This is a genomic window from Mycobacterium sp. ITM-2016-00317 (assembly GCF_002968295.1).
Taxonomy (GTDB): domain Bacteria; phylum Actinomycetota; class Actinomycetes; order Mycobacteriales; family Mycobacteriaceae; genus Mycobacterium.
Map to the genome: position 1 here is coordinate 4,461,004 of NZ_CP134399.1, position 22,251 is coordinate 4,483,254.

Sequence of the window (22,251 nt, forward strand, 5' to 3'; positions counted from 1 at the left end):
TCAGCGCCCCTGATCCCAGCGGTACGGCGCCACCAGCGGGTTGCCCGCGGTGTACGGGCTCGGCATCTGCCCGATAGTGCGGCCCCACTGCAACTCTAGTTCGGTCAGGTCGCCTTCCCAGCGGGTGCCGGTGAAGAACCCGGAGTCGAGGCGGCTCAGCGTCATGTCGACGACCAGGGTCAGGTTCGCGTAGTCGCCGCGCATCCAGTTCGTCAGCGTCTCCTTGGGAAACGGGAACGTCGGCAGGAAGCTCAGCGAGCGGGTCAGCGCGGGTCCGGCGTCGGCCAGCGACTGCAGCACCGGGCCGAGGTCTCTGAGTTCCTGGACGAGCGCCTCGCGGGTCTGGTTGACCGAGTCGGCGGCCAGTGCGCTGAACCGGCCGAGCTGCACCAGCGCCTCGGACAGGGTGTCGCGCTGGTCGCGCAGCACCGCCAGCGCGTCCGGGATCGTCTTCAGCGCCCGGTCCACCACCGGCTTCTGCTCGGCGATCTGACCGACCACATTGTTCAGGCTCTCGGCGGTCGCGATGATGTCGTCGGTCTGGTCCTCCAGGTGCCCGACCGCGATGTCGAGTTGTTCGATCAGGCTGCGCAGGTCGTTCTCGCGCCCGGTGAACGCGGTCGACAGCGCGTCGGTGATGTCCTGGATGTTGCCGATGCCACCGCCGTTGAGCAGCAGCGCGACCGCCGCCAGCGCCTGCTCGGTGGTCGGGTACGCACCCGCGGACGCCAGTGGGATCACCGACCCCTGCGCCAACCTGCCCTGTGGAGCGTCCTCGGTGGGCGCGGCGAGCTCGATGTGCTGGGAGCCCAGAAGGCTGGTCTGACCGACCTTGGCGATCGCGTTGGCCGGCAGCACCACGCCGGGGTTGAGGGACATCGTCACCAGCGCGTTCCAGCCCTGGCGCTCGATCTTGGTGACGGTGCCGACGTTGACGTCGCCGACCCGGACGCGCGAGTTCTGCTCGACGTTGTCGACGTCGGGCATCTGCGCCTGGACGGTGAACGAGCCGGGCCCGCCGCCCTGAGTTCCCGGCAGCGCAACGGAATTCAGTCCGCGCCAGTCGCTGCAACCGGACGTCACGAGCGCCGCGCAGAGCACCGCGACCGCTGCCCCGAGGCGGGTCCTGGAGGTGGTCACGATCCGCCTCCCGGCACCATCATGCCCAGCAGACCGTCGTTCGGGTTCGTCGGTGTCGGGACCTCGGCGGCCAGCGCCGGGGTGTCGGACTCGGCGCCGAGCGGGACGGGCAGCCCCGGCGGCGGCGGAGCGGCAGGCGGGATGTAATCCGGGCGCAGCCAGTCCTCGCTGTAGGTCAGCTCGTTGGGCCGGGTGGTGGCGCCGACGAACTGGTTCAGGCCCAGCGGCGGGAAGTTGTACTGGCGGTTCTTGATGATCGGCGCCAGGTACTGCACGCACAGCTTGGCCGACTCCTCGGCACCCAGCCGGGACGCGGCCTGCACTGCGCCGCAGAGGAACTGGATGGGATTGGCGAAGTTGTTGATCTGCGGGACGCTGCTGATCGCGCCCTGCGCCGGCTGCCAGATGTTGGTGTAGTTCTGGAACGTCGTCGGCGCCACGTGCAGGAACTGCTTGATGTCCTCGAGGCTCTCGTTGAGCGCGGTGGTGACGCCCGCCAGCTTGTCCGACGTGGTGCCGAGCGCCTCACGGTTCTCGGCGACGAAGCTCTGCACCTCGCCGACGGCGTCGTTGAGATCCCTTACCGCAGCGCCCACTTCGTCCGGGCCGTCGGCCAGCACACCGGTGACCGAGGCCAGGTTCTGGTTCAGCTGCCGCATCAGGTCGGTGCTGTCCTGCAACGCCGACACCAGGATCGCCAGGTTCTTGATCGTCGAGAAGACGTCGGTGCTGTGGTCGCCGAGCGCCGAGATCGCCTGGGACAGTTTGACGACGGTCTGCCGGATGTTGACGCCCTGGCCGCGCAGGTTGTCGGCGGTGGTGTTGATGACCGAGCCGAGCGGGCTCACCCCGCCGGGTTCGGTGGGCTGCAGCGTCTCGCTGAGCCGCTGCAACTGCTGGCGCACCTGGTCCCATTCGACGGGAACGACGGTGCGCTCCAACGGGATCACGGTGTCGTCGCCCATCACCGGGCCTCCGGTGTAGACGGGGGTCAGCTGGATCGCGCGGGCGGTCACCAGCGCCGGCGACAGGATGGCGGCCTTCGCGTCGGCCGGCACGTCGTAGCGGTCGTCGTACCAGAACGAGATCTTCACCCGTTCGGGTTCGGGGTCGATCGAGGTGATCTTGCCGACCGGCACGCCGAGGACACGCACGTCGTCACCGACGTAGATACCGTTGCTGTTCTCGAAGTACGCGACGACGTTGACTCTGTTCACCTTGTCGGTGGTACGCACCAGTGTCGCGACGCCGGCGACCAGCAGCAGGACCAGCACGAGGCCGACCCAGGTCCGGGGGTTTCTCATGGCGTGTCCTCCACGGGGACGAGCGGAGGCGCTTCACCGGGGGCCGGGTCGAACACCGCAGCCGGGTTCGGGCTCGGCGTCGACGCGACACCGTGCGGCGCGAGTGCGGGCGGACCGGGCGGCGGACCGCCCGGTGCCGGCGCGGGCCCGGGCTCGCGGTACGGGTAGCAGCCGGTCGGACCGGGCAGCGGGATCCCCGCCGGGCCGCAACCCTGGTCTCCCGGGTTGCCGGTGATGGCGTCCGGAATCGTCATCCGCGGCTCGCCGCCCTGGCCGGTCCGCGGGAACGGCACCGGCATCGCCGGGGTGCCGGGCTGGCCGACCTGCGGGTCGCTGCGCTGCGACGGCAGCAGCACGTTCGGGTCCAGACCTAGGTCGGAGAACGCGACGTCGATGAACGGCTGCAGGAACTGGCCGGGCAGCAGGTTGGCCACGTAGGTCTTGAAGAACGGGCCCGCCGACACCGACTCCCCCAGCGACATCGCGTACTGGTTGAGCAGGCTCAGCGACTTCTGCAGCCGCTCCTTGCGGTTGTCCAGGATGGTGAGCACGCCGTTGAGCTTGTCCAGCGCGGGTTTGACCGTCGCGCGGTTCTCGCCGATGGCGCCCTGCAGCTGCTGGCTGAGCGCCGAGATGTTGCCCGAGATCTGGTCCAGCGCCGCGCTCTGGTTGCGCAGTTCGGCCAGCAGCGCGTTGGTGTCGGAGACCAGGCTGACCACCTGATCGCTGCGCTCGGCCAGCACAGTGGTGGCCTTGTTCGCGTTGGCCAGCAGGCCACGCAGCTGTGCGTCGCGCTCGTTGAGCGTGTCGGAGAACCGTGCCACGCCCTCGACGGCGATCTTGAGCTGCGGCGGGGTGTCGGCGAACGTCGTCGAGAGCACCCGCAGGGACTCCGACAGTTGATCGGTGTCCAGGCCACTGATGGTCGCCGACAGGTCGCCGAGGGCATCGGGCAGCTGGTAGGGCGAGGTGGTGCGGTCCAGCGGGATGACCCCGTCCTGCTGACCGTCGCCGCGGGCGACGACCTCCAGCACCTTGGTGCCCAGCAGGCCCTTGGTCTTGATCGCGGCCTCGGTGCGGTCGCCGAGGCGGATGTCCTTGTCGACGGTGAAGGTCACCAGCACCTGCGGGCCGTCCAGTTCGATGGACTCGACCTGACCCACCTTGAAGCCCGAAACCTGAACGGAGGCATCGGTGGTCAGGCCACCGGCCTCGGCGAAGTGCGCGGTGTACTGACGGCCCTGGTCGACGAACGGCAGCTTGTCGTAGTTCACCGCGCCGAAGATGACGGCGGCGGTGACGCCGAGCCCGACGGCGCCGATGACCACCTGGTTGCGTTCACTGAAGGGCCTCATCGCGGCGCACACCTCCCGCTGGACTGACCGGCGACCTTCACGTACACCGGTTGTCCGCCCTTGCCGTTGAGTTTGAGCACGATGTCGCAAAGATAGAAGCTGAAGAAGTCGCCGTAGATGCCCTGCCGCGCCAGCGCCTGGTAGGCGTCGGGCAGCGTGTTGATCACGTTGTCGAAGTACTCGTGGTCGGCCACGACGATGCCTGCGGTGCGGTCGGTTTCGTCGATCGTCTTCTTCAGCGGCGGCCGGGCCTCGGCGAGCATGTCGGCGATGCTGCCTGCCGCGGCGTTGGTGTAGGCGAGTCCGTCGCTGATCTCCCGGCCGCGCGAGGACAGTCCGTCGACCAGTTCGGACAGCGCGTCGACGGCCGTGGCGAATTGGTCGCTCTGGTCTCCCAGCGAGCCGAGCACGGTGTTGAGGTTCACGACGACATCACCGATCAGCTGGTCGCGATCGGCCAGCGTGCTGGTCAACGCCGCGGTCTGGGCCAGGAATGAGTTGATGGTGCCGCCCTGGCCCTGCAGCGCGGAGATCAACTGCCCTGACAGCGCGTTGATCTGGTCGGGGTCGAGCGCCCGGAACAGCGGCCGGAAGCCGCCGATCAGCGCGTCGAGGTCCAGTGCCGGGGACGTGCGGGCGAGCGGGATCGTCTGGCCGGGCTGCAGCGTGGCCGTCGCGCCGGCGCCCTCTTCCAGCGCCAGGTAGCGGCCGCCGATGAGGTCGTCGTAGCGGATGACGGCACGGCTGCCCTCGGTCAGCACCACCGAGTCGTCGGCGGTGAACTCCACCAGAGCCGTGGTGTCCGGCTGGATCTCGACGCTCTTGATCTTGCCGACCTCGACGCCGGCGATCCGGACGAAATCGTTGGTCTCCAACCCGGTCACGTTCACGAACTCGGCCAGGTAGCGATGGCTCTTCTCGCCGAAACGCATCTGCCCGAACACCGCGAACAAGCCGAACACCCCGAGCAGGCAGACAGCCAGGAACACCCCGAGACGCGTGGCGTCTCGCCGGATACTGACTGACATCGGTTACCTCTCAGTGCGTTCGGAAGCTGCGGGAACTAGCCGGGCGGGTCGGGCGGGAACTAACTGGGCGGTCCGGGCTGCGCCGGGACCGGCGGCGGCACGAACGGATACGGCACGGCCGTCGGCTGCATCTGGGCCGGGTTCGGCACCACGAACGGTTCCGAACCGGGCCGCGGGCCGGGGTCGCGCGGCGCCCCCGGCGGCGGTGCCGGTGGCAGTCCCGGCCACAGCGGCGTGCCGTCCGGTGCGTACAGCTGGGCACCGTAGGCAGGCGCTCCCGGGTACGGGACGGGTCCGATCGCCGGACCGCCGAACATGTTCCGGACACTCGGCGCTTCCGGCACGGCACGGGTGGTGGGCAGGTAGTTCGCGTACATCGGGAAGGCGATGCCCGGGTTCGGGCGCCAGTCCAGACCGCTGCCGAAGCCGGTGTTGGTGACCAGGTTGCGCACCGGCCAGTTGTCGGCGACCACGGGCAGCGAACCGCAGCTCGGCTTTCCGCCGGGTCCGCCCTTGGCGCCCACGATCGGCAGGTGCTGCGGGTACTTGTACGGGTCGTCGCCGAAGGACAGGCCGGCGTCGAGCACCAGGGTGCGGCCGTTGCCGCCGGGCGCCTCGTAACCGCCTTCGTCGAGCAGGTGCTTGGCCCCGAGCAACAGGCACGTGTACGACGGGCTGTACTTGTGCAGCAGGTTCGTCGTCGGCGCCAGCAGGTTGACCGCGTTGATCAGGTTGGCCTGATTCGGCGCCAGCAGGTTGATGCCGCTGTTGGACAGCCCGAGCGTGGACAGCAGCAGCGCGTCCAGTTCCTCTGCCTGGTTGACCACGGTCTCGCTGGTGGTGGACGCGGCGTCGAGCGTGCTCAGGATGTCTTGTGCCGCAGCGCTGTAGGTCTGGTTGAACTGGTCCAGCGCCTGCAGGTCGGCCTCGATGGTCTCGTGGCGCGGGTTGAGCGCCAGCAGCACCTCGTTGGCGTCGGTGGTGGCCTGCCCGATCCGCTCACCCTGGCCGCGGACGCCGTCGGCCAGTGCCGACAGCGTGCTGTTGAGCTTGGCCGCGTCGACCTGGTCGAGCACCGCGACGAGGTTCTGGAAGACGGTGTTGACCTCGGTGGTCACGTTGCGCGACATCAGCACCTGGCCGGCTTCGAGCCGCCCGCTGCTGGGATCGTCGGGGAACACCAGGTCGACGAACTTGGCGCCGAACACGGTGGTCGCCCGGATCTGGGCCTCCACGTTGGCCGGGATGTACTGCAGCTGATCGGGATCGATCTCCAGCTTCAGCGCAACGGTGGGGTCCTGCTGACCGGTGACCGCGATGTCTGCGACACGGCCGACCTGCACACCGCGCAGCTTGACCTTCGCGTTGGTTTCCATCACCAGGCCGGCCCGGTCGGAGGTCAGCGTCACCGGCACAGTGGATTTCAGGCTTCCGGTGAACATCACGTACGTCAGTCCGATGGCCGCTGTGAACAGCACGGCCAGGATGAGCGTCCACCAGCCCGGCTTGAGGCCTTCGTCGTCCACGCCTCAGCCCGCCAGGTTGAAGTTGCCGGACTGTCCGTACACGGCAAGCGAGATCATCACGAGCACGAACGCGGACAGGATCAGGGAGGTGCGCACTGCGCGGCCGACGGCCTCGCCGACGCCGGCGGGCCCGCCGCGGGCGCTGAATCCGTAGTAGGTGTGCACCAGCATGATCACCACGGCCAGCGCCACACACTGCAGGAACGACCAGATCAGGTCGGTCGGGTTGAGGAAGGTGCGGAAGTAGTGGTCGTACACACCGGTGGACTGGCCGTAGATCACCGTGGTGCCGAATCGCGCCGCCCAGAACGAGGCGAGGACGCCGACGCAGTACAGCGGGATCACCACCAGCAGACCGGCGACCACGCGGGTGGAGGCCAGATAGGCGATGCTGCGGATGCCCATCACCTCCAGTGCGTCGATCTCCTCGTTGATCCGCATCGCGCCCAACTGCGCGGTCGCGCCGGCGCCGATGGTCGCCGCCAGTGCCACCGCGGTGGTCGCCGGTGCGATCAGCCGCACGTTGAAGAACGCCGAGGCGAACCCGGTGAGTGCCTCCACACCGATCTCGGAGAAGTCGGTGTAGCCCTGGACCGCGACCAGTGCGCCGGTGGTGACGGTGAGGAAGCCGACGATCGCGACCGTGCCGCCGATCATGATCAACGCGCCTGCGCCCAAACCCATCTGAGCAACCTGACGGATCAGCTCGATGCGGTAGCGGGTGACGGCGTACCACATCGAGCGCAGCGTGCGTCCGCAGAACTTGGTCTGCACGCCGATCTGGTTCCACGGTCCGGCCAGGGCCTCGTACCGTGCCTTGAGCCAGGGGAACTGAGAGTGAGGCCGCGAAACCGTCACATCGTCACCTTGACCGCGACGGCGGTGGCCACGATGTTGATCGCGAACAACGCCATGAAGGTGAACACCACGGTCTCGTTGACCGCATTGCCGACGCCGGCCGGGCCGCCGCCGACCGAAATGCCCTTGTAGCAAGCGATCAGACCGGCGGACAAGCCGAACAGGGCCGCCTTGACCAGCGCGATGATCACGTCCGTCGCACCGATGATCAACGTCAGCCCCGCCGCGAACGCGCCGGGCGAGACGTTCTGGATGTACACGCAGAAGAAGTAGGCGCCGGCCAGGCCGACCAGGATCACTGTCGCCGAGAGGGCCAGCGACACCAGCATCGCGGCCAGCACGCGCGGAACGACAAGCGCCTGAATGGGATTCACGCCCATCACGCGCAGCGCGTCGAGTTCCTCGCGGATGGTGCGCGCCCCGAGATCGGCGCACATCGCGGTGGCGCCCGCGCCCGCGACCACCAGTACCGTTACGATCGGGCCGATTTGGCGCACTGTGCCGAGTGCCGCTCCGGTGCCAGAGAAGTCGGCGGCACCGAACTCGCGAAGCAGGATGTTGAAGGTGAAGGTCAGCAGCACCGTGTACGGGATGGTGAGCATCAGGGTCGGGATGATCGATACCCGTGCGACGAACCAGGATTGGGTGATGAACTCGCGCCAGGCGAACGGCGGCCTGAACATCGCCACGAAGGTGTCGAGCACCATTGAGAAGAACCCGCCGAACGCGCGGACAGGTTTGACGACCACGCCGGAAGCCACCATCGAACCGGCCTCCTTGTGTACACCTACTGCCATTGGCCCTCCGAGAACCGGCCTTGCCGATCGGGATCGGGATCGGCGGAGGTTACACAGGTGAGGACGGGCTGAACCGTATATCAACAGATTCTGGCCCGGCAACACAGGAGCCGTTCGGCGAGCTAGAGACCCGCGACGGCCTCCTCCAGACCGGCGACGACGATCCTGCTCATGCCCAGCATCGCCCTGGTTGCGGCCGCGGCGCGGGCCGGATCGGGATCACCGGTGAGCTCGGTGAGCCGTTGTGGCACGATCTGCCAACTCAATCCGAACCTGTCCTTGAGCCAGCCGCACTGCGACTCCTGGCCGCCGTCGGCGAGGCGGTCCCAGTAGTAGTCGACCTCGGCTTGATCGCGGCACACGATCGTGAACGACACCGCCTCGGTGAACGGGAATTGCGGTCCGCCGTTGATGCCGATCAAGCGCTGACCGTCGAGGGTGAAGGTCGCCGCGAGCACCTGCCCGGGAGTTCCCGGTCCCGCTTCGGTGTAGCGCTCGATCGTCTCGACCGAGGAGTTCGGGAAAATGGCGCCGTAGAAGGCGATGGCCTCCTCGACGTTGTCGTCGAACCACAGCGACGGTGTGATGGTGGGCATGACGGCTCCTCTCGGGGCGGATGTCTCGACACCGTTGAGACCACGATGCGGCCGCGGACTCATCGCCGGTGTCGTCCGTCAGCGCCGTTCGGCTGCACCGAGTGCGCGCAGGGCGAAGTCGCGCACCGTCGTCTCGGCCTGCTTGCGCGCCTGCGGATCGTCGGTGGCCTGGTTGCCCAGCGCCCGGGTGACGACCGCGTTGATCGCCACGGCGTCGGAGTCGGGTTCGGTCAGCGGGAAGGATCCGTCGCGCAGACCGCGGCGCAGGATCTCGGCGAGCGAGCGCTCGCGGGCCACGCGGAAGTGGTCCCGCATCTCGCGGTAGCCGGCGGCGGCGCGCACCTCCTCGGAGTCGACCACGGTCAGCTGTAGCCGCTGCTGCGGGTCCAGCACCAGGTCGAACATCACCGCGATCCACTCCGCGAGCTGGTCGGCGGGCGCGCCGACCGCCGCGTCGGCCACGGCGTCCACCCGGGCGACGATGGTTTCGCACTGCTCCTCGAGCAGCGCGAGGAACACGTCGTGCTTGGACGAGAAGTGGCGGTAGAACGCCCTGCTGGACACGCCGGCGCTGCGCAGGATGGCCTGTACCGGAACCGGCCCGGCGAGCGGTTGCGCCAGGCAGCGGTATGCGGCGGCGATTATCCGCCGCCGGTCGTCGTCGTATTGTCCCCCCGGTTGCACAACCGTAAATATTAAGGTCCGCGCCGCCTCGGCGGGCCCGAGATGGCGACATCGGTCCGGCGCAGTAGCGTGAGCCCGGGGACCCAGTCGAGAGGACGCCCGTGAGCACCACCTGCAACGATCCGGCGACCGTGACCTTCCGCGGCGCCGAGGACCTGGCCCTGGTGGCCGACGAGTGGAACCATCCCGCCCGGACGCCCGGCTTCGACGCGGCGCGACCCTCGGTGCTCATGCTGCACGGCGGCGGTCAGAACAGGTTCTCGTGGAAGAAGACCGGCCAGATCCTGGCCGCGGAGGGTCTGCACGTCGTGGCTCTCGACAGCCGCGGCCACGGAGACAGCGACCGCTCCCCGGACGCGAACTACACCGTGGAATCGCTGTGCGCCGACACCCGCGCGGTGCTCGACCAGATCGGCCGGCCGACCGTGCTGATCGGGGCGAGCATGGGCGGACTGACCGGCATCATGGCGGCCAGGCAGGCCGGCCCCGAGCAGGTCGTGCGGCTGATCCTCGTCGACGTCGTGCCGCGGTATGAGAAGGACGGCAGTGCCCGCATCCGCGATTTCATGTTCAGCCACATCCACGGCTTCGATTCCCTGGAACAGGCCGCCGACGCGGTGGCCGCGTACCTGCCGCACCGGCCCCGGCCGCGCAGCCCGGAAGGCCTCAAGAAGAACCTGCGTCACCGCGACGGCCGGTGGTTCTGGCACTGGGATCCGGCGTTCTTGACCAAACCGAACGAGGATCCGTTCGTGCGGGTGGAGTCGCTGGAGCAGGCCGCGATCGAGCTGACCATCCCGATCCTGCTGGTCCGCGGGAAGCTGTCGGATGTGGTCAGTGAGGAAGCCGTGCAGGACTTCCTGGCCAAGGTGCCCGCCGCCGAGTTCGTCGAACTCTCGGGCGCCGGACACACCGCGGCCGGCGACGACAATGACGCGTTCTCCGACGTCGTGATCGACTTCGTATTGCGATGAGCCCGATGAGCGCTCGCGGGTTCAATTTCCTGGAGCAGCCCGAGCTGCCCGCACCGCAGGTCAGCGAACGGCAGGCGCGCGACATCCTGGCCTCCCACTACGGCCTCACCGCGCGCGTCGAGTCGCTGGGAAGCCAGCAGGACAAGAACTTCAGCGTGCACGCCGAGGACGGCACCATGCTCGGCGTGCTCAAGATCGCCAACCCGGCGTTCACCGCGGAGGAACTGGCGGCCCAGGACGAGGCGGCGCAACTGATCGCCGACACCGAACCCGGCCTGCGGGTGTCGGTTCCGCTGCCGAACCTCGCGGGCGAGAAGTGCTCGGCGGTCACCGGACTCGTCGACGGCACGGCGTACGTGCGGCTGCTGCGGTACCTGCCGGGCGGCACGCTCGTGCAGAAGGGGTACCTGAGTCCCGACGTGGTCGCCGGCCTCGGGGATGTCGCGGCACGCGTGAGCCGCGCGCTGGCCCGGTTCACCCATCCCGGGCTGGACCGGATCCTGCAGTGGGATCTACGGTTCGGGCTGCACACGGTCGAGGAGCTGATTTCACACGTCGACGACCCGGCGCTGCGGGAGCGGCTGCTCCACGCGGCTCGGCGGGCGTGGTCTCGGATCGCCCCGCTCGACGACGTATTGCCCAGGCAGGCCGTACATCTCGACCTGACCGATGCGAACGTGGTGGTCTCGGGCCTGCACCCGGACGGCGTCATCGATTTCGGGGACCTGTCGCACACCTGGGCGGTCTCCGAATTGGCCATCACCGCTTCCTGCGTGCTGGGACACGTCGGCGCGCAGCTGACGTCGGTGATGCCGGCCCTCAAGGCTTTCCACGCTGTCCGCCCGTTGTCGGCGGATGAAGCCGAGGCGCTGTGGCCGATGCTGGTGTTGCGAACCGCGGTGCTCATCGTCAGCGGAGCACAGCAGGCGGCGCTGGATCCCGGCAACGACTACCTGACCGAGCAGTCGGACGCGGAACGGCGGATGTTCGAGCTCGCCACCTCGGTCCCACTCGAGGTGATGTCCGCGCTGATCAAAGCCGAACTGGGTCTGGCACAGGCGGCGTCGGCGCCGCGGGTGAAGGCCCAGATGATCGGCGTGGACCGGTCGGCCGCGCTCACCCTCGACCTGTCCACCACCTCCGAGATCTATGACGATGCCTACGACGACGCGGGTCGGCTCCGGCCGGACGTCGACGAGGAAGCCGCCGGGGCCGCACTGCATCGGGGCGCCACCGTCGTCGTCACCCGATTCGGCGAGGCAGCGCTGTGCCGGGCACCGCGACTGAGCCAGGACAGCCCCGAGGTCGTGTCCACCGGCATTCGCGTGTGGACGGCGGCCGACACCGAGATCGCGGCCCCGTGGGACGGTGAGGTACGACACGACACCACCGGATCTATCACGCTGCGCGGCAATGACTTCGAGGTCACCGTGACCGGTGCGACGCCCGCGGGGGCAGGCCCCGTCATCGCCGGCGAGGCCGTTGGCACCGCCCGCGCGGGCGATCGGTTCGAGGTGGCGGTGCGCCCGATCGGCGCCCCGGTCGCTCCTCCGTACATCCGGTCCGACCTCGCCCCCGGATGGCTGGCCCTGTGCCGAGACCCGAGGCCGCTGCTCGGACTGTCCCCGATGGACGAACAAACCGACGGCGCCGACCTGGTGTCACGCAGGCATTCCAGTTTCGCTGCGGTGCAGGAGTTCTACTACCGCAGGCCGCCGCAGATCGAGCGCGGCCGGCGACACTTCCTGATGTCGACGGCGGCGCGCAGTTACCTCGACATGGTCAACAACGTGGCGGTGCTCGGCCACTCCCACCCGCGGATCGCCGACACCGCCACCCGTCAGCTGCGCAGGCTGAACACCAACTCCCGGTTCAACTACGAGTCCGTCGTCGAGTTCAGCGAGCGGTTGGCCGCGCTGCTGCCCGAGCCGTTGGACACGGTGTTCCTGGTCAACTCCGGGTCAGAGGCAAGCGATCTGGCGATCCGGCTGGCGACCGCGGCGACGGGCCGGCGCGACGTGGTCGCCGTGCGCGAGGCGTATCACGGCTGGACCTACGGTACCGACGCGGTGTCGACGTCGACCGCTGACAACCCCAATGCGCTTGCCACCCGGCCAGATTGGGTGCACACCGTGGAGTCGCCGAACAGCTTCCGCGGCAAGTTCCGCGGCGCCGAGGCCTACCGGTACGCCGAGGAGGCGGTCGCCCAGATCGAAGCTCTTGTGGCGTCGGGCCGTCCGCCTGCGGCGTTCATCTGCGAGAGCGTGTACGGAAACGCCGGCGGCATGGCGCTGCCGGACGGTTACCTGAAGCAGGTGTACGCGGCGGTGCGGGCAGGCGGCGGAGTGGCGATCTCCGACGAGGTGCAGGTCGGCTACGGCCGGCTGGGCACGTGGTTCTGGGGTTTCCAGCAGCAGGACGCCGTGCCCGACATCGTCTCGGTGGCCAAGGCGACCGGCAACGGATATCCGCTCGGCGCGGTGATCACCAGTCGCGCGGTGGCCGACGCGTTCGCCGGCCAGGGCTATTTCTTCTCCTCGACGGGCGGCAGCCCGCTCTCGTGTGCGATCGGGATGACGGTCCTGGACGTGCTGCGTGACGAGGCCTTGCAGGACAACGCGCGCCATGTCGGCGGACACCTCAAGTCCAGACTGGAGGCGCTGCGCGACCGTCATCCGATCGTCGGCACCGTGCACGGGTTCGGGTTGTACCTCGGTGTCGAGATGATCCGCGACGCACAGACTTTGGCACCGGCCACGGAGGAGACCGCGGCGATCTGCGACCGGATGCTCGACCTCGGGGTGGTCATCCAGCCCACCGGCGACCACCAGAACATTCTCAAGACCAAGCCACCACTGTGCATCGACGTCGAAGCCGCCGACTTCTACGTTGACACCCTTGACCGGGTGTTGACCGAGGGCTGGTAGCCCGGATTTGTCAGACCTTCGAACTAGTGTTCGAGTATGGAGTTGGTGGCCGAGGCGGTGGGGGCGATCGCCGAGCAGGTCGCCGTGCTGTCGAAGGCTGCCGAGGAGGTGTCCCACCGCGAGCTGATCGGGCTGCTCAGTGAGCTGACCACGTTGTTGCGGTCGATTCCGGCCGTCGAGCACAAAGTGCTGGCGCGGTTGATCGACGAGACCGAACCCTGCCGACTCGGTGAGGCGTCTTGGAAGAAAGTCCTGACCACCGCTCTGCGGGTCAGTGACCGGGAGGCCACCCGCCGTCTGGCGCGGGCGAAAACGTTGGGTCCGCGCCGGTCACTGAGCGGGGAGCCGTTGGCGCCGGTGTGGGAGGCCACGGCGGCGGCGCAGGCGCAGGGCCTGCTCGATGCCGAGCATGTGGAGGTGATCGCGGAGTTCCACCGTGCGCTGCCGTCCTGGATGGACGTCGGCACCCGCGCCGCCGCCGATGCCCAACTCGCCGCGCTGGCGTGCGGGGTAGGCCCGCGGGCGGTGGCCCGCGCCGCCCACCGGCTGCTCGGACACGTCGACCCTGACGGGCCGACACCCGAGGACGCCGAACGTGAACGGGCCCGCACACGCGGCATCACCGTCGGCGAACAGCGCCCCGACGGGATGAGCCGGATCAGCGGCTACCTGACTCCGCAGGCCCGCGCGGTATGGGACGCCGTGTTCGCCACGCTGGCCGCCCCCGGCGCCAACACCGACGAAGACGGGCCCGACACGCGCACTCCGGCCCAGCGCCGCCACGACGCATTCCTGACCGTCGGTAGTAATGCGCTGAGTTCGGGCGAACTCGGCACCCACAACGGATTACCGACCACGGTGATCGTGTCCACCACCCTGCAGGAACTCCAGAAAGGCGCCGGCGTCGCGGTCACCGGCGGCGGATCACTGTTGCCCATGCGGGATCTGATCCGGATGGCCGCCAACGCCCACCACTACCTCTACGTCTACGACCAACACAGCGGCCAATCCCTGTACCTGGGCCGCTCCAAAAGACTGGCCACCGCGGCGCAGCGGATCGTGTTGCATGCTCGAGACCGCGGCTGCACCCGGCCCGGATGCACGGTGCCCGGCTACTGGTGTCAGGTCCACCACGCCAGCACAGACTGGAAAGACGGCGGCCACACCGACATCGACGACCTGACCTTCGCCTGCCCGTCAGATCACCGGATGCTCGACAAGACGGGCTGGAGCACCACCCGCAACCCCAAGAACCAGACCGAATGGCACCCCCCACCAGAGCTGAATACCGGCCAACACCGCACCAACGGCTACCACCACCCCGACCGCTACCTCCTCCCCGAAGACGACCAGGGCCCGTAAGCCGGATCGGCTGTCACGGCTTGATTTACCTGCCGCCGCTGGGTTTCATCGACGGATGGAGCACTCTCCCGATGACCTGGTGACCGAGTTCTGCGCGAAGTGGGCCACGCCCGATCCCGAGGAGTTGGCCGCCTACTTCGCCGAAGACGGCGTCTACCACAACATCCCGATGGAGCCCGCGGTCGGCCGCGAGGCCATCAAGGCGTTCATCGCCGACTTCACCGGGATGGTGCACGGGATCGACTTCCAGGTGCACCGCCAGGTCAGTTCCGGTGCGCTGGTTTTCAACGAACGCACCGACGTGATGCGGTTCAAGGACGGCCGGGAACTGCCGCTGCCGGTCGCCGGGGTCTTCGAGATCGTCGACGGGCGGATCGCGTCGTGGCGCGACTACTTCGACATGGCGACGGTGACCGCGGCCTGGACCTGAGCTGATGGCGCGGCGTCGGCAGCAATACTGAAGCGATGACCGGGACACTGATCGTGCTGTGCCTGCTGGCGGTGCTCGCCACCGGGCTGGGGGTGGCGCTGGCAGTACAGACCCGGCGTCTGCGCGCCGCGCGGGACGAGGCCGACGAGCTACGCCACCGCCTGGACGCGCGGCAGATGCTGGTCACCGGCGGTACGAAGGCCGTCAAGACGGTGTGGCAGACCGCCAACATCCTGCGCCGTGACGGCTTCGGCGCGGCGGTGCGCTCCTCGATCGAGGAACTCGCCGACTGGGCCGAGGTGGAACGTCCTGACCTGGCCCGCCTCGCGCCCAACGGCCGGCTGGCGATCATGTTCTCCGACATCGAGGAGTCGACCGCCCTCAACGAGCGCATCGGCGACCGCGCGTTCGTGCGGCTGCTCGGCAAGCATGACAAGTCGGTGCGCCGGCACGTCGACGCGCACGACGGTTACGTCGTGAAGAGTCAGGGCGACGGGTTCATGGTGGCGTTCGCCCGGCCCGAGCAGGCGGTCCGCTGCGGGCTCGCCATCCAGCACTCACTTCGTAAGCGGCCCAACGACATCCGCGTGCGCATCGGCATCCACACCGGAAAGTCGGTGCTGCGCGGGGACGATCTGTTCGGCCGCAACGTCGCGATGGCCGCGCGGGTGGCCGCCCAGGCCGACGGCGGCGAGGTCCTGATCAGCGGTGCGGTGCACGACGCAGTCGCCGACTGCGACGACCTCGACATCGACGGCGAACGGGACGCGCAGCTCAAGGGATTCTCCGGATCCCACACGCTCTACTCGGTGCGGTCCGCCTCGGCGAGCCGTTGATGCAGCCGGGCGCGGATGTCGTCCGGGGTGTAGGCGTTGCGGCGCCGCTGGTCCCGCGCCACCAGAACGCCACCCGCGACGACACCGGCGACACCGGCCAGCCCGACCCACTTCCAGATCCCACGCATGCCCATCAGTGTGCATAAGCTGCCGGGGTGAGTCCAAGCACGGTGTCGCTGGAACGCGCACTCGACGAAACCCGTACGGGTGACATCTGGTTGTTCCGCGGACACTCCGGCCCCGACCGGGCGATCCAGTCGATGACCAACAGTCCGGTGAACCACGTCGGGATGACCGTCGCCGTCGACGATCTGCCTCCGTTGATCTGGCACGCCGAACTCGGCGACAAACTGCTGGACCTGTGGACCGGCAGCCATCACCGCGGTGTTCAGCTCAACGACCTGCGGCAGGCCGTCGAGCGCTGGACACACACCTACGAGCAGCGGTGCTGGCTGCGTCAGCTCACCCCGTACGCGACCCGCGAACAGGAGGACCGCATGCTTCGGGTGATCGCCCGGATGGACGGCACCCCGTTCCCGTCCACGGCCCGGCTGACCGGACGCTGGATGCGCGGCCGGCTGCCGGTCGTCAGCGACCTGACCCGCGGTATCCCGTTCCTGCACAGCAAGGTTCGCGAATCAGCACAGCGACGCAAAGCCGCACGGACCGCCGTGGGGATGGAAACCGCCTACTGCGCCGAGACGGTCGCGATCACTTACGAGGAAATGGGTCTGCTGCAGACAGAGAAGCACTCCAACTGGTTCGACCCCGGGTCATTCTGGAGCGGGGATACGCTGCCGTTGGCGCAGGGATGTCGCCTCGGGGACGAAATCGAAGTCCTGGTCTGACCCGCCCGCACAGCCCGAGGGCGAAACGCCGACCGATATCATCGGTCTGCCGAGCAGACAGTGATTTGCTGAGGCGCAGCAGACTTTGCGGCACGCAACGAGGGAGCCAGGCATGCCGACGACCACCGATCACCGCGCGCCCGAACACGAGGCGCCCAAGCGGGGTCTGTTCAGCGCTCGGACGTCGGCGATCGCGATCGTCGTCGCATCGGTCGCCACCCTTGCCGTCGTCTTCGTCATCCTGACCGCCGACAGCGACGCGCCGCTTCAGGTGTACTCCGTTCCGGCGCAAACCGATTCGGGCTCCCAGCAGATCCCCGCGCCGGTCGCGCCGACCCTTGCGCCTGCGGCGTCGGACCCCACGGCGGTGCAGGCGAGCCCTGCACCGGCACGGCCGATCCCGACCGTGAATCCGGCCCCCAGTCCGGCCGCGCCCACCGCGGCCGCCCAGACAACTGCGCTGAAGTCCGACTCACTCGGGTACGTCGACAGCGCCGCCCGCTGCGACACCGATCAGCGCGCCGCGGCGATCGCGCGCACCGAGCGGGCCGCGGTGGTCGTGTGCGAGGACTCCGACGGCTCCTTGGAGTACCAGGGGGTCCGCCTGCATGACGGCGCGACGCTGCAACTCGACGACGTGCGGCCGATGGCGGTGGGCTTCGAGGCGCGCAATGGGGCCACCACCTACCGCCTCTCCCCCACCGAACTGGTCGTGATCTCCGGGGAGACGCTGCAGAGCCGCGACCCGATCGTCGAATACCGCGCGGACGAAGGTTAGACGAGGTACTCGAACGCGGCGCCACCCGGACGCCAGCTGGCCGAGCGGCCGTCGGCGAAGTCCGACAGCATCGCGATCACCGGGCCGCGCAGTTCGGCGACCGAGGGCCGGAGAGTGACGGACGTCTCGGCGAAACAGATGCGGAGCCCCTCACCGGCGGCCTCGAACGTGTCGACGACCGGATGCCCGATCAGCGACCAGAGCGCGTCGGCGTAGCCGCCCTGGCGGGCGCTGACCCGCCCGTCCGGGGTGTTGACCATCGGGAACACCTCGCAGGTCAGGACCGGTGAGTCCGGCGCCGCGGGTGAATCGAAGCCCAGCTGCACATAGTGGGGAAAGAAGTGGACCGACTGCAGCCGATAGCCGACCAGTCGGGACAGCAAATCGTTGCAGACGTGCAGATTCATCGTCGCGACCCTGGGTCGGAGATACCGGACCTCGGGGTAGTTCTCGCCGGCCGACTCATCGTCGTCGGAACTGCCCAGAACTCCCGCCATCCCGCTGCACCTCGAAACAATCGTCTTTTGGCCCCCAGCTCCGCCGTACCTTACGTCACTGCAACGGCTCGTGGGTTTGCCGGGTCCGGCCAACGGACTTCTGCACCGCTAGGGCTGCGCGCGCCCGCCGTGCCGGATGGACACGTCAGCGTGACCTCGGCGCGACCCGGCGACGGAATGATCAACCCATGACCGTGCTGGCAGTGACGGCGTCGCTGATCGCGGCGTTGTGTCTGGGCTACCGGCTCGGTCTGCGCGCCGGGCGACGCACTCCGACGTGGCGGCAGCGCACCAGCTCCGTGGCGCTCGCCAGGCAGGCGGCCGGGCTGGTCACGTTGCTGGCCATCGTCCGCCTGGAACGCTCGGCGCGGCGACGGCTGCCCTGGAGGTGAGACCTCCGGCTCAGAACCGCACCGCCGGGTAGGTTGCGTGAATGCCGCTGCGCTACGTCGACCCCAACCGCCGACGCGGTCCCGGCTACCACCGGGCCGTTCAGTTCGGACGATCCCGGACCGGACAGTTCCTGGCCCGCCACATCGCCCGTCGCACCGACCCCCTGTTGTTCCGGCTCACCGGCGGACGGGTCAGTATCAGCCCGATCGTCAACGCGGCGCTGCGTACCGTCGGCGCCAAATCGGGCAAACCGCGCGAAGTGCAGCTCACCTACTTCCACGACGGAGCCGACGTCATCCTGGTCGCGTCGAACTTCGGCGGCAGCAGGCATCCGCAGTGGTACTACAACCTCAAGGCCCATCCGGAGTGCGAGTTCGGGCAGGAGCCGTTCACCGCGCAGCAGGTCACCGACCCCGACGAACACCGCCGCCTCTACGCGCTGGCCGAGCAGGTGTATGCCGGGTACGCCGACTACCGCGAGAAGACCGCCGATTCCGGAAGGCAGATCCCGATCTTCCGGTTGACACCGCGCGGATGACCGACGCCGTCAGGGACTGCTACTCGGAGGTGGCCGACCTCTACATCGAGATGTTCGGCGGCATCGACCGCGTCGACCCACAAGACCTCGCGTTTCTGCGGCGCAGTTTCGGTCGGTGCACAGGACCAGTCCTCGATGCCGGATGTGGGCCGGGCCATCTCACCGCCTACCTGACGGATCTGGGCCTGACCGTGTCAGGCGTGGACCTCGTACCGGAGTTCGTCGAGCACGCCCGCACCGTGCGGCCGGGAATCGACTTCACGGTCGGGTCGGTGCACAGTCTGGCCATCCCGGACGGCACGCTCGGCGGGATCCTCGCGTGGTACTCATTGATCCATTACCGGACAACCGAACTCGAGGCCGCGTTGGCCGAGTTCCGCAGGATGGCGGCGCCGGGCGCAGTACTGGTGGTCGGCTTCTTCGACGGCGAACAGGTCGAGCCGTTCGAGCACAAAGTCACCACCGCGTACCGGCGGCCCGCCGACCAGATGTCGCAGCTGCTGAAAGCGAACGGATTCGCCGAGGTCGACCGCGCGCGCCGAGCCGAAGCCGGTCACGTGCGCCCGCACGCCGCGATCGCCGCGCACGCCAGCTGACCCGTTCCCGGTCAGGGCTTGTCGGAGCCGGCCAGGTACCGCGGTGCGATGCCGGTGCGTCCCGTGCGTGAGTCATCTCTTGCGCTTGGGCGCTTTCCTCGTGCGGTTGACCTCGACCGCCTCCCGAACCAACGCCATGAAGGCTTCCCGGTCCAACTCGTCGTCTTCCCGAAGGTCGATGGCGCGACGGACAGTCGCGTCGAGACTCGCGTTGAAGAGGCCGTCGGGGTCGCCGACGGACGCACCGTTGGCGAAGGTGACCTTCACCTTGTCCTTGTACGTCTCCACGGTGCAGATCAGGCCGTCGAGCGAGAACACCGGTACGCCATCGGGATTCGACGGCTTCCGCCACTTGATCTCCTCGACCGCAGCGGGTTCGGCCGCTGTGATCAACGACCGGATCTCCTCCACCCGGTCGATACGCCAATCCTGGGTCATCTCACGAATGTACGTCCGAAACTCTGCGGCCCACGCGAGAACTCGACCGGCACTCAGCGCACAACGCCGACGATGAGAATCAGCGTCGCGGCGACCATCGCCGGCACCAGCGACACCAGCAGCGCGTTGACGAGGCCTTCCTTGACCGCAGACGCCACGTGCTCACCGGCCGCGCCCGGCGCGAACTTCCGGCCGGCGCCCCAGATCGCTGCGAGCTGAGTTGCCAACCAATTCGCATATGCGCCGTACACCAGCAGGGCCACCGCGACGACCTGCCAACCGTGACTCAAGTTCACGTAGGGCCACAGCAGACCCACGACAACGAGTAGCGGGCCGTTCGTCATGCCCTGCAGATGACTGGCCAACCCCATGCGCGGATTCTTCAGCGCCGGAACCGCAACACCCGTGATGAGCCCGAGAAGGAAGAGGATCAGGCCCAGCGCGAACAGCAGCGTCTTCATTGTCGGATCCTAGGGACCAACTCATGTGACTGTCAGTTGCAGACGGTCGGGGTTGTCGGACTGACCGGTCCTGAGCGAGTCGTCACCGATCGTCGTCCGCTTCGCAACCGAGACGGTCGGGCTCAGCACGCCCGATCCCGTTGCCGCCCTGGCACTGTGGCACCGGCCCCTCAAAGACGCCGACGCCGACTCGGTCGTTTAGTCAACTCCGAACTTGGCCCGGGCTTCCTCCGAGACGGGAGTGAACAGGTTGACCAGGTTTCCATCCGGATCCCGGAACAACAGAGTCCGGTTTCCCCACGGCATCGTTGTCGGTTCGGTGACCACTTCGGGGACGTGCCCGCGAAGTCGCTCCCACTCGGCGTCCACGTCGTCGACGATGAATTCGATGATCGCCGTACGGTTTGCCGCCGGCTCGGCAGATCCAATCCCGAACAGCGGTACGGTTTTGTCGCTGCCGATGGCCAGCGTGCCGACAGCGGTGGGGATCTCCGCGAAGAGTTCGTTACCCCAGGTGGCGGTGGCGCCGGTGACCATTTCGTAGAACGTGACGAGCTGTTTCACGTCGGCAGTGATGATGCGGGTCGAAACGAATTTCATCGGCACGTACTCCTCCGGGTGTCTGGACGAACCCCACGATAGGTACGCACCCCGACAAGGCGTGGTGAAGAGGACTCCACCCCGTCGAATACGCACGACTGTGGGCCCTGTGCACGGAAAACGCGCCGATCGAGTGCATATCCCCCACACTCGCGAGCGCGTACCCCAGCGACCTACACGTTGAAGCGGAACTCCACCACGTCGCCGTCGGCCATCACGTAGTCCTTGCCTTCGATCCGGACCTTGCCGGCGGCCTTGGCCGCCGCCATCGAGCCGGCCTCCATCAGATCGTCGAAGGACACGACCTCGGCCTTGATGAAGCCCTTCTCGAAGTCGGAGTGGATGACCCCGGCCGCCTTGGGCGCGGTGTCGCCCTGGTGGATCGTCCAGGCCCGCGCCTCCTTGGGCCCGGCGGTCAGGTAGGTCTGCAGCTTCAGCGTGTGGAAACCGGCCCGCGCCAGCGCATCCAGGCCGCGTTCGGTCTGACCGATCGATTCCAGCAGCTCGGCCGCCGACTCGTCGTCGAGCTCCTGCAACTCGGCCTCGATCTTGGCGTCGAGGAACACCGCGTCGGCCGGCGCCACCAGCTCGCGCAGCTCCGCGACCCGCTTCTCATCGGTGAGCACCGACTCGTCGGCGTTGAACACGTACAGGAAAGGCTTGGAGGTCAACAGGTTCAGCTCGCGCAGCAGTGACACGTCCACGCCGGCAGAGAACAGCGTCTTGCCGGTGTCGAGCACCTTGGCGGCCGCTGCGGCCGCGTCGTACACCGGGCGGCGGTCCTTGTGCGTGCGGGCTTCCTTCTCCAGCCGGGGCAGCGCGCGCTCCAGCGTCTGCATGTCGGCCAGGATCAGCTCGGTCTCGATCACCTCGATGTCGGACTTGGGGTCGACCCGGCCGTCGACGTGCACGACGTCGTCGTCGGCAAACACCCGCACCACCTGGCAGATCGCGTCACTTTCCCGGATATTGGCCAGGAACTTGTTGCCCAACCCCGCCCCCTCGGAGGCGCCCTTCACGATGCCGGCGATGTCGACGAAGGTGACCGGCGCCGGCACGATCTTCTCCGACCCGAACATCCGGGCGAGCTCGGTCAACCGAGGATCGGGAAGCGCCACCACTCCCTCGTTCGGTTCGATCGTCGCGAACGGGTAGTTGGCAGCCAACACGTTGTTGCGTGTCAGCGCGTTGAACAAGGTCGACTTACCCACGTTCGGCAGTCCGACGATTCCCAGATTGAGGCCCACGGGAACCACAGTCTAGGCCGTGTGACCGCCACACCCCC

At 68.1% G+C, this 22,251-nt stretch carries 25 protein-coding genes; 10 read left to right on the plus strand and 15 right to left on the minus strand.

The window, feature by feature from the left end:
* From C6A87_RS21250 to C6A87_RS21290, 9 genes are all read right to left on the minus strand, one after another.
* On the minus strand, window positions 1-1,140 hold the full coding sequence (locus C6A87_RS21250) for an MCE family protein (RefSeq protein ID WP_311114068.1): 1,140 nt from the start codon (window positions 1,138-1,140) through the stop codon (window positions 1-3).
* A complete protein-coding gene (locus C6A87_RS21255) occupies window positions 1,137-2,444 on the minus strand; it encodes an MCE family protein (protein WP_311114069.1) in 1,308 nt (435 codons plus the stop codon). Before C6A87_RS21255 ends, C6A87_RS21250 begins: the two co-directional genes overlap by 4 nt.
* Window positions 2,441-3,799, minus strand: a complete 1,359-nt coding sequence (locus C6A87_RS21260; RefSeq protein ID WP_311114070.1) for an MCE family protein — start codon at window positions 3,797-3,799, stop codon at window positions 2,441-2,443. The genes C6A87_RS21255 and C6A87_RS21260 overlap by 4 nt, the downstream gene beginning before the upstream one ends.
* Window positions 3,796-4,827, minus strand: coding sequence for a virulence factor Mce family protein (locus tag C6A87_RS21265; protein WP_311114071.1), 1,032 nt, complete (start codon window positions 4,825-4,827; stop codon window positions 3,796-3,798). Before C6A87_RS21265 ends, C6A87_RS21260 begins: the two co-directional genes overlap by 4 nt.
* A gap of 59 nt (window positions 4,828-4,886) precedes the next feature.
* Complete coding sequence (locus C6A87_RS21270) at window positions 4,887-6,353, minus strand: MCE family protein (protein ID WP_311114072.1); 1,467 nt, start codon at window positions 6,351-6,353, stop codon at window positions 4,887-4,889.
* Window positions 6,354-6,356: 3 nt separating this feature from the next.
* Window positions 6,357-7,211: an ABC transporter permease gene (locus C6A87_RS21275; protein WP_311114073.1), complete on the minus strand. Its 855-nt coding sequence runs from the start codon at window positions 7,209-7,211 to the stop codon at window positions 6,357-6,359.
* A complete protein-coding gene (locus tag C6A87_RS21280) occupies window positions 7,208-7,975 on the minus strand; it encodes an ABC transporter permease (protein WP_311118028.1) in 768 nt (255 codons plus the stop codon). The genes C6A87_RS21275 and C6A87_RS21280 overlap by 4 nt, the downstream gene beginning before the upstream one ends.
* Before the next feature lie 155 nt (window positions 7,976-8,130).
* Complete coding sequence (locus tag C6A87_RS21285; protein ID WP_311114074.1) at window positions 8,131-8,604, minus strand: VOC family protein; 474 nt, start codon at window positions 8,602-8,604, stop codon at window positions 8,131-8,133.
* 78 nt (window positions 8,605-8,682) lie between these two features.
* On the minus strand, window positions 8,683-9,288 hold the full coding sequence (locus C6A87_RS21290; RefSeq protein WP_311114075.1) for a TetR/AcrR family transcriptional regulator: 606 nt from the start codon (window positions 9,286-9,288) through the stop codon (window positions 8,683-8,685).
* A 101-nt stretch (window positions 9,289-9,389) separates the two neighbouring features.
* Here C6A87_RS21290 and C6A87_RS21295 point away from each other — a divergent pair, with 101 nt between their 5' ends.
* From C6A87_RS21295 to C6A87_RS21315, 5 genes are read left to right on the plus strand one after another with little or no spacing between them, the layout of a single operon-like run.
* A complete protein-coding gene (locus C6A87_RS21295) occupies window positions 9,390-10,262 on the plus strand; it encodes an alpha/beta hydrolase (RefSeq protein ID WP_311114076.1) in 873 nt (290 codons plus the stop codon).
* Between the two features lie 5 nt (window positions 10,263-10,267).
* Window positions 10,268-13,189 carry an aminotransferase gene (locus C6A87_RS21300; protein WP_311114077.1) on the plus strand — a complete coding sequence of 974 codons (2,922 nt, stop codon included), beginning with the start codon at window positions 10,268-10,270 and terminating at the stop codon, window positions 13,187-13,189.
* A 36-nt stretch (window positions 13,190-13,225) separates the two neighbouring features.
* On the plus strand, window positions 13,226-14,551 hold the full coding sequence (locus C6A87_RS21305) for an HNH endonuclease signature motif containing protein (protein ID WP_311114078.1): 1,326 nt from the start codon (window positions 13,226-13,228) through the stop codon (window positions 14,549-14,551).
* Window positions 14,552-14,606: 55 nt separating this feature from the next.
* Window positions 14,607-14,981: a limonene-1,2-epoxide hydrolase family protein gene (locus C6A87_RS21310; RefSeq protein WP_311114079.1), complete on the plus strand. Its 375-nt coding sequence runs from the start codon at window positions 14,607-14,609 to the stop codon at window positions 14,979-14,981.
* Window positions 14,982-15,016: 35 nt separating this feature from the next.
* Window positions 15,017-15,817: an adenylate/guanylate cyclase domain-containing protein gene (locus tag C6A87_RS21315; protein ID WP_311114080.1), complete on the plus strand. Its 801-nt coding sequence runs from the start codon at window positions 15,017-15,019 to the stop codon at window positions 15,815-15,817.
* On the opposite strand, the gene C6A87_RS21320 is transcribed toward C6A87_RS21315, so the two are convergent.
* Window positions 15,784-15,945, minus strand: a complete 162-nt coding sequence (locus tag C6A87_RS21320; RefSeq protein WP_311114081.1) for a hypothetical protein — start codon at window positions 15,943-15,945, stop codon at window positions 15,784-15,786. The genes C6A87_RS21315 and C6A87_RS21320 overlap by 34 nt on opposite strands.
* A 42-nt stretch (window positions 15,946-15,987) precedes the next feature.
* Here C6A87_RS21320 and C6A87_RS21325 point away from each other — a divergent pair, with 42 nt between their 5' ends.
* Window positions 15,988-16,665 (plus strand): guanylate cyclase, encoded by a 678-nt coding sequence (locus C6A87_RS21325; protein WP_311118029.1) that lies wholly within the window; start codon window positions 15,988-15,990, stop codon window positions 16,663-16,665.
* Between the two features lie 112 nt (window positions 16,666-16,777).
* Window positions 16,778-17,443, plus strand: coding sequence for a hypothetical protein (locus C6A87_RS21330; protein WP_311114082.1), 666 nt, complete (start codon window positions 16,778-16,780; stop codon window positions 17,441-17,443).
* Here C6A87_RS21330 and C6A87_RS21335 read toward each other — a convergent pair.
* Window positions 17,440-17,940, minus strand: a complete 501-nt coding sequence (locus C6A87_RS21335; protein ID WP_311114083.1) for a hypothetical protein — start codon at window positions 17,938-17,940, stop codon at window positions 17,440-17,442. The genes C6A87_RS21330 and C6A87_RS21335 overlap by 4 nt on opposite strands.
* 188 nt (window positions 17,941-18,128) lie before the next feature.
* On the opposite strand from C6A87_RS21335, the gene C6A87_RS21340 reads away from it, so the two are divergent.
* The 3 genes from C6A87_RS21340 to C6A87_RS21350 are packed head-to-tail and all read left to right on the plus strand — an operon-like array spanning window position 18,129 to window position 19,467.
* The gene (locus C6A87_RS21340) at window positions 18,129-18,332 is read left to right on the plus strand and encodes a hypothetical protein (RefSeq protein ID WP_311114084.1); all 204 of its coding nucleotides are present in this window, start codon (window positions 18,129-18,131) and stop codon (window positions 18,330-18,332) included.
* A gap of 41 nt (window positions 18,333-18,373) precedes the next feature.
* Window positions 18,374-18,871 carry a nitroreductase family deazaflavin-dependent oxidoreductase gene (locus C6A87_RS21345; RefSeq protein ID WP_311114085.1) on the plus strand — a complete coding sequence of 166 codons (498 nt, stop codon included), beginning with the start codon at window positions 18,374-18,376 and terminating at the stop codon, window positions 18,869-18,871.
* Window positions 18,868-19,467, plus strand: coding sequence for a class I SAM-dependent methyltransferase (locus tag C6A87_RS21350; protein WP_311114086.1), 600 nt, complete (start codon window positions 18,868-18,870; stop codon window positions 19,465-19,467). Before C6A87_RS21345 ends, C6A87_RS21350 begins: the two co-directional genes overlap by 4 nt.
* A 72-nt stretch (window positions 19,468-19,539) precedes the next feature.
* Here C6A87_RS21350 and C6A87_RS21355 read toward each other — a convergent pair whose 3' ends face one another.
* The 4 genes from C6A87_RS21355 to ychF all read right to left on the minus strand — a co-directional run bounded on the left by C6A87_RS21355 (window position 19,540) and on the right by ychF (window position 22,213).
* Window positions 19,540-19,905 carry a DUF1801 domain-containing protein gene (locus C6A87_RS21355; protein WP_311114087.1) on the minus strand — a complete coding sequence of 122 codons (366 nt, stop codon included), beginning with the start codon at window positions 19,903-19,905 and terminating at the stop codon, window positions 19,540-19,542.
* Window positions 19,906-19,958: 53 nt separating this feature from the next.
* Window positions 19,959-20,366 carry a hydrogenase gene (locus tag C6A87_RS21360; RefSeq protein WP_311114088.1) on the minus strand — a complete coding sequence of 136 codons (408 nt, stop codon included), beginning with the start codon at window positions 20,364-20,366 and terminating at the stop codon, window positions 19,959-19,961.
* Between the two features lie 198 nt (window positions 20,367-20,564).
* Window positions 20,565-20,966: a VOC family protein gene (locus C6A87_RS21365; protein ID WP_311114089.1), complete on the minus strand. Its 402-nt coding sequence runs from the start codon at window positions 20,964-20,966 to the stop codon at window positions 20,565-20,567.
* Window positions 20,967-21,139: 173 nt separating this feature from the next.
* Window positions 21,140-22,213 carry a redox-regulated ATPase YchF gene (gene ychF / locus C6A87_RS21370; protein WP_311114090.1) on the minus strand — a complete coding sequence of 358 codons (1,074 nt, stop codon included), beginning with the start codon at window positions 22,211-22,213 and terminating at the stop codon, window positions 21,140-21,142.
* Between the last annotated feature and the right edge of the window lie 38 nt (window positions 22,214-22,251).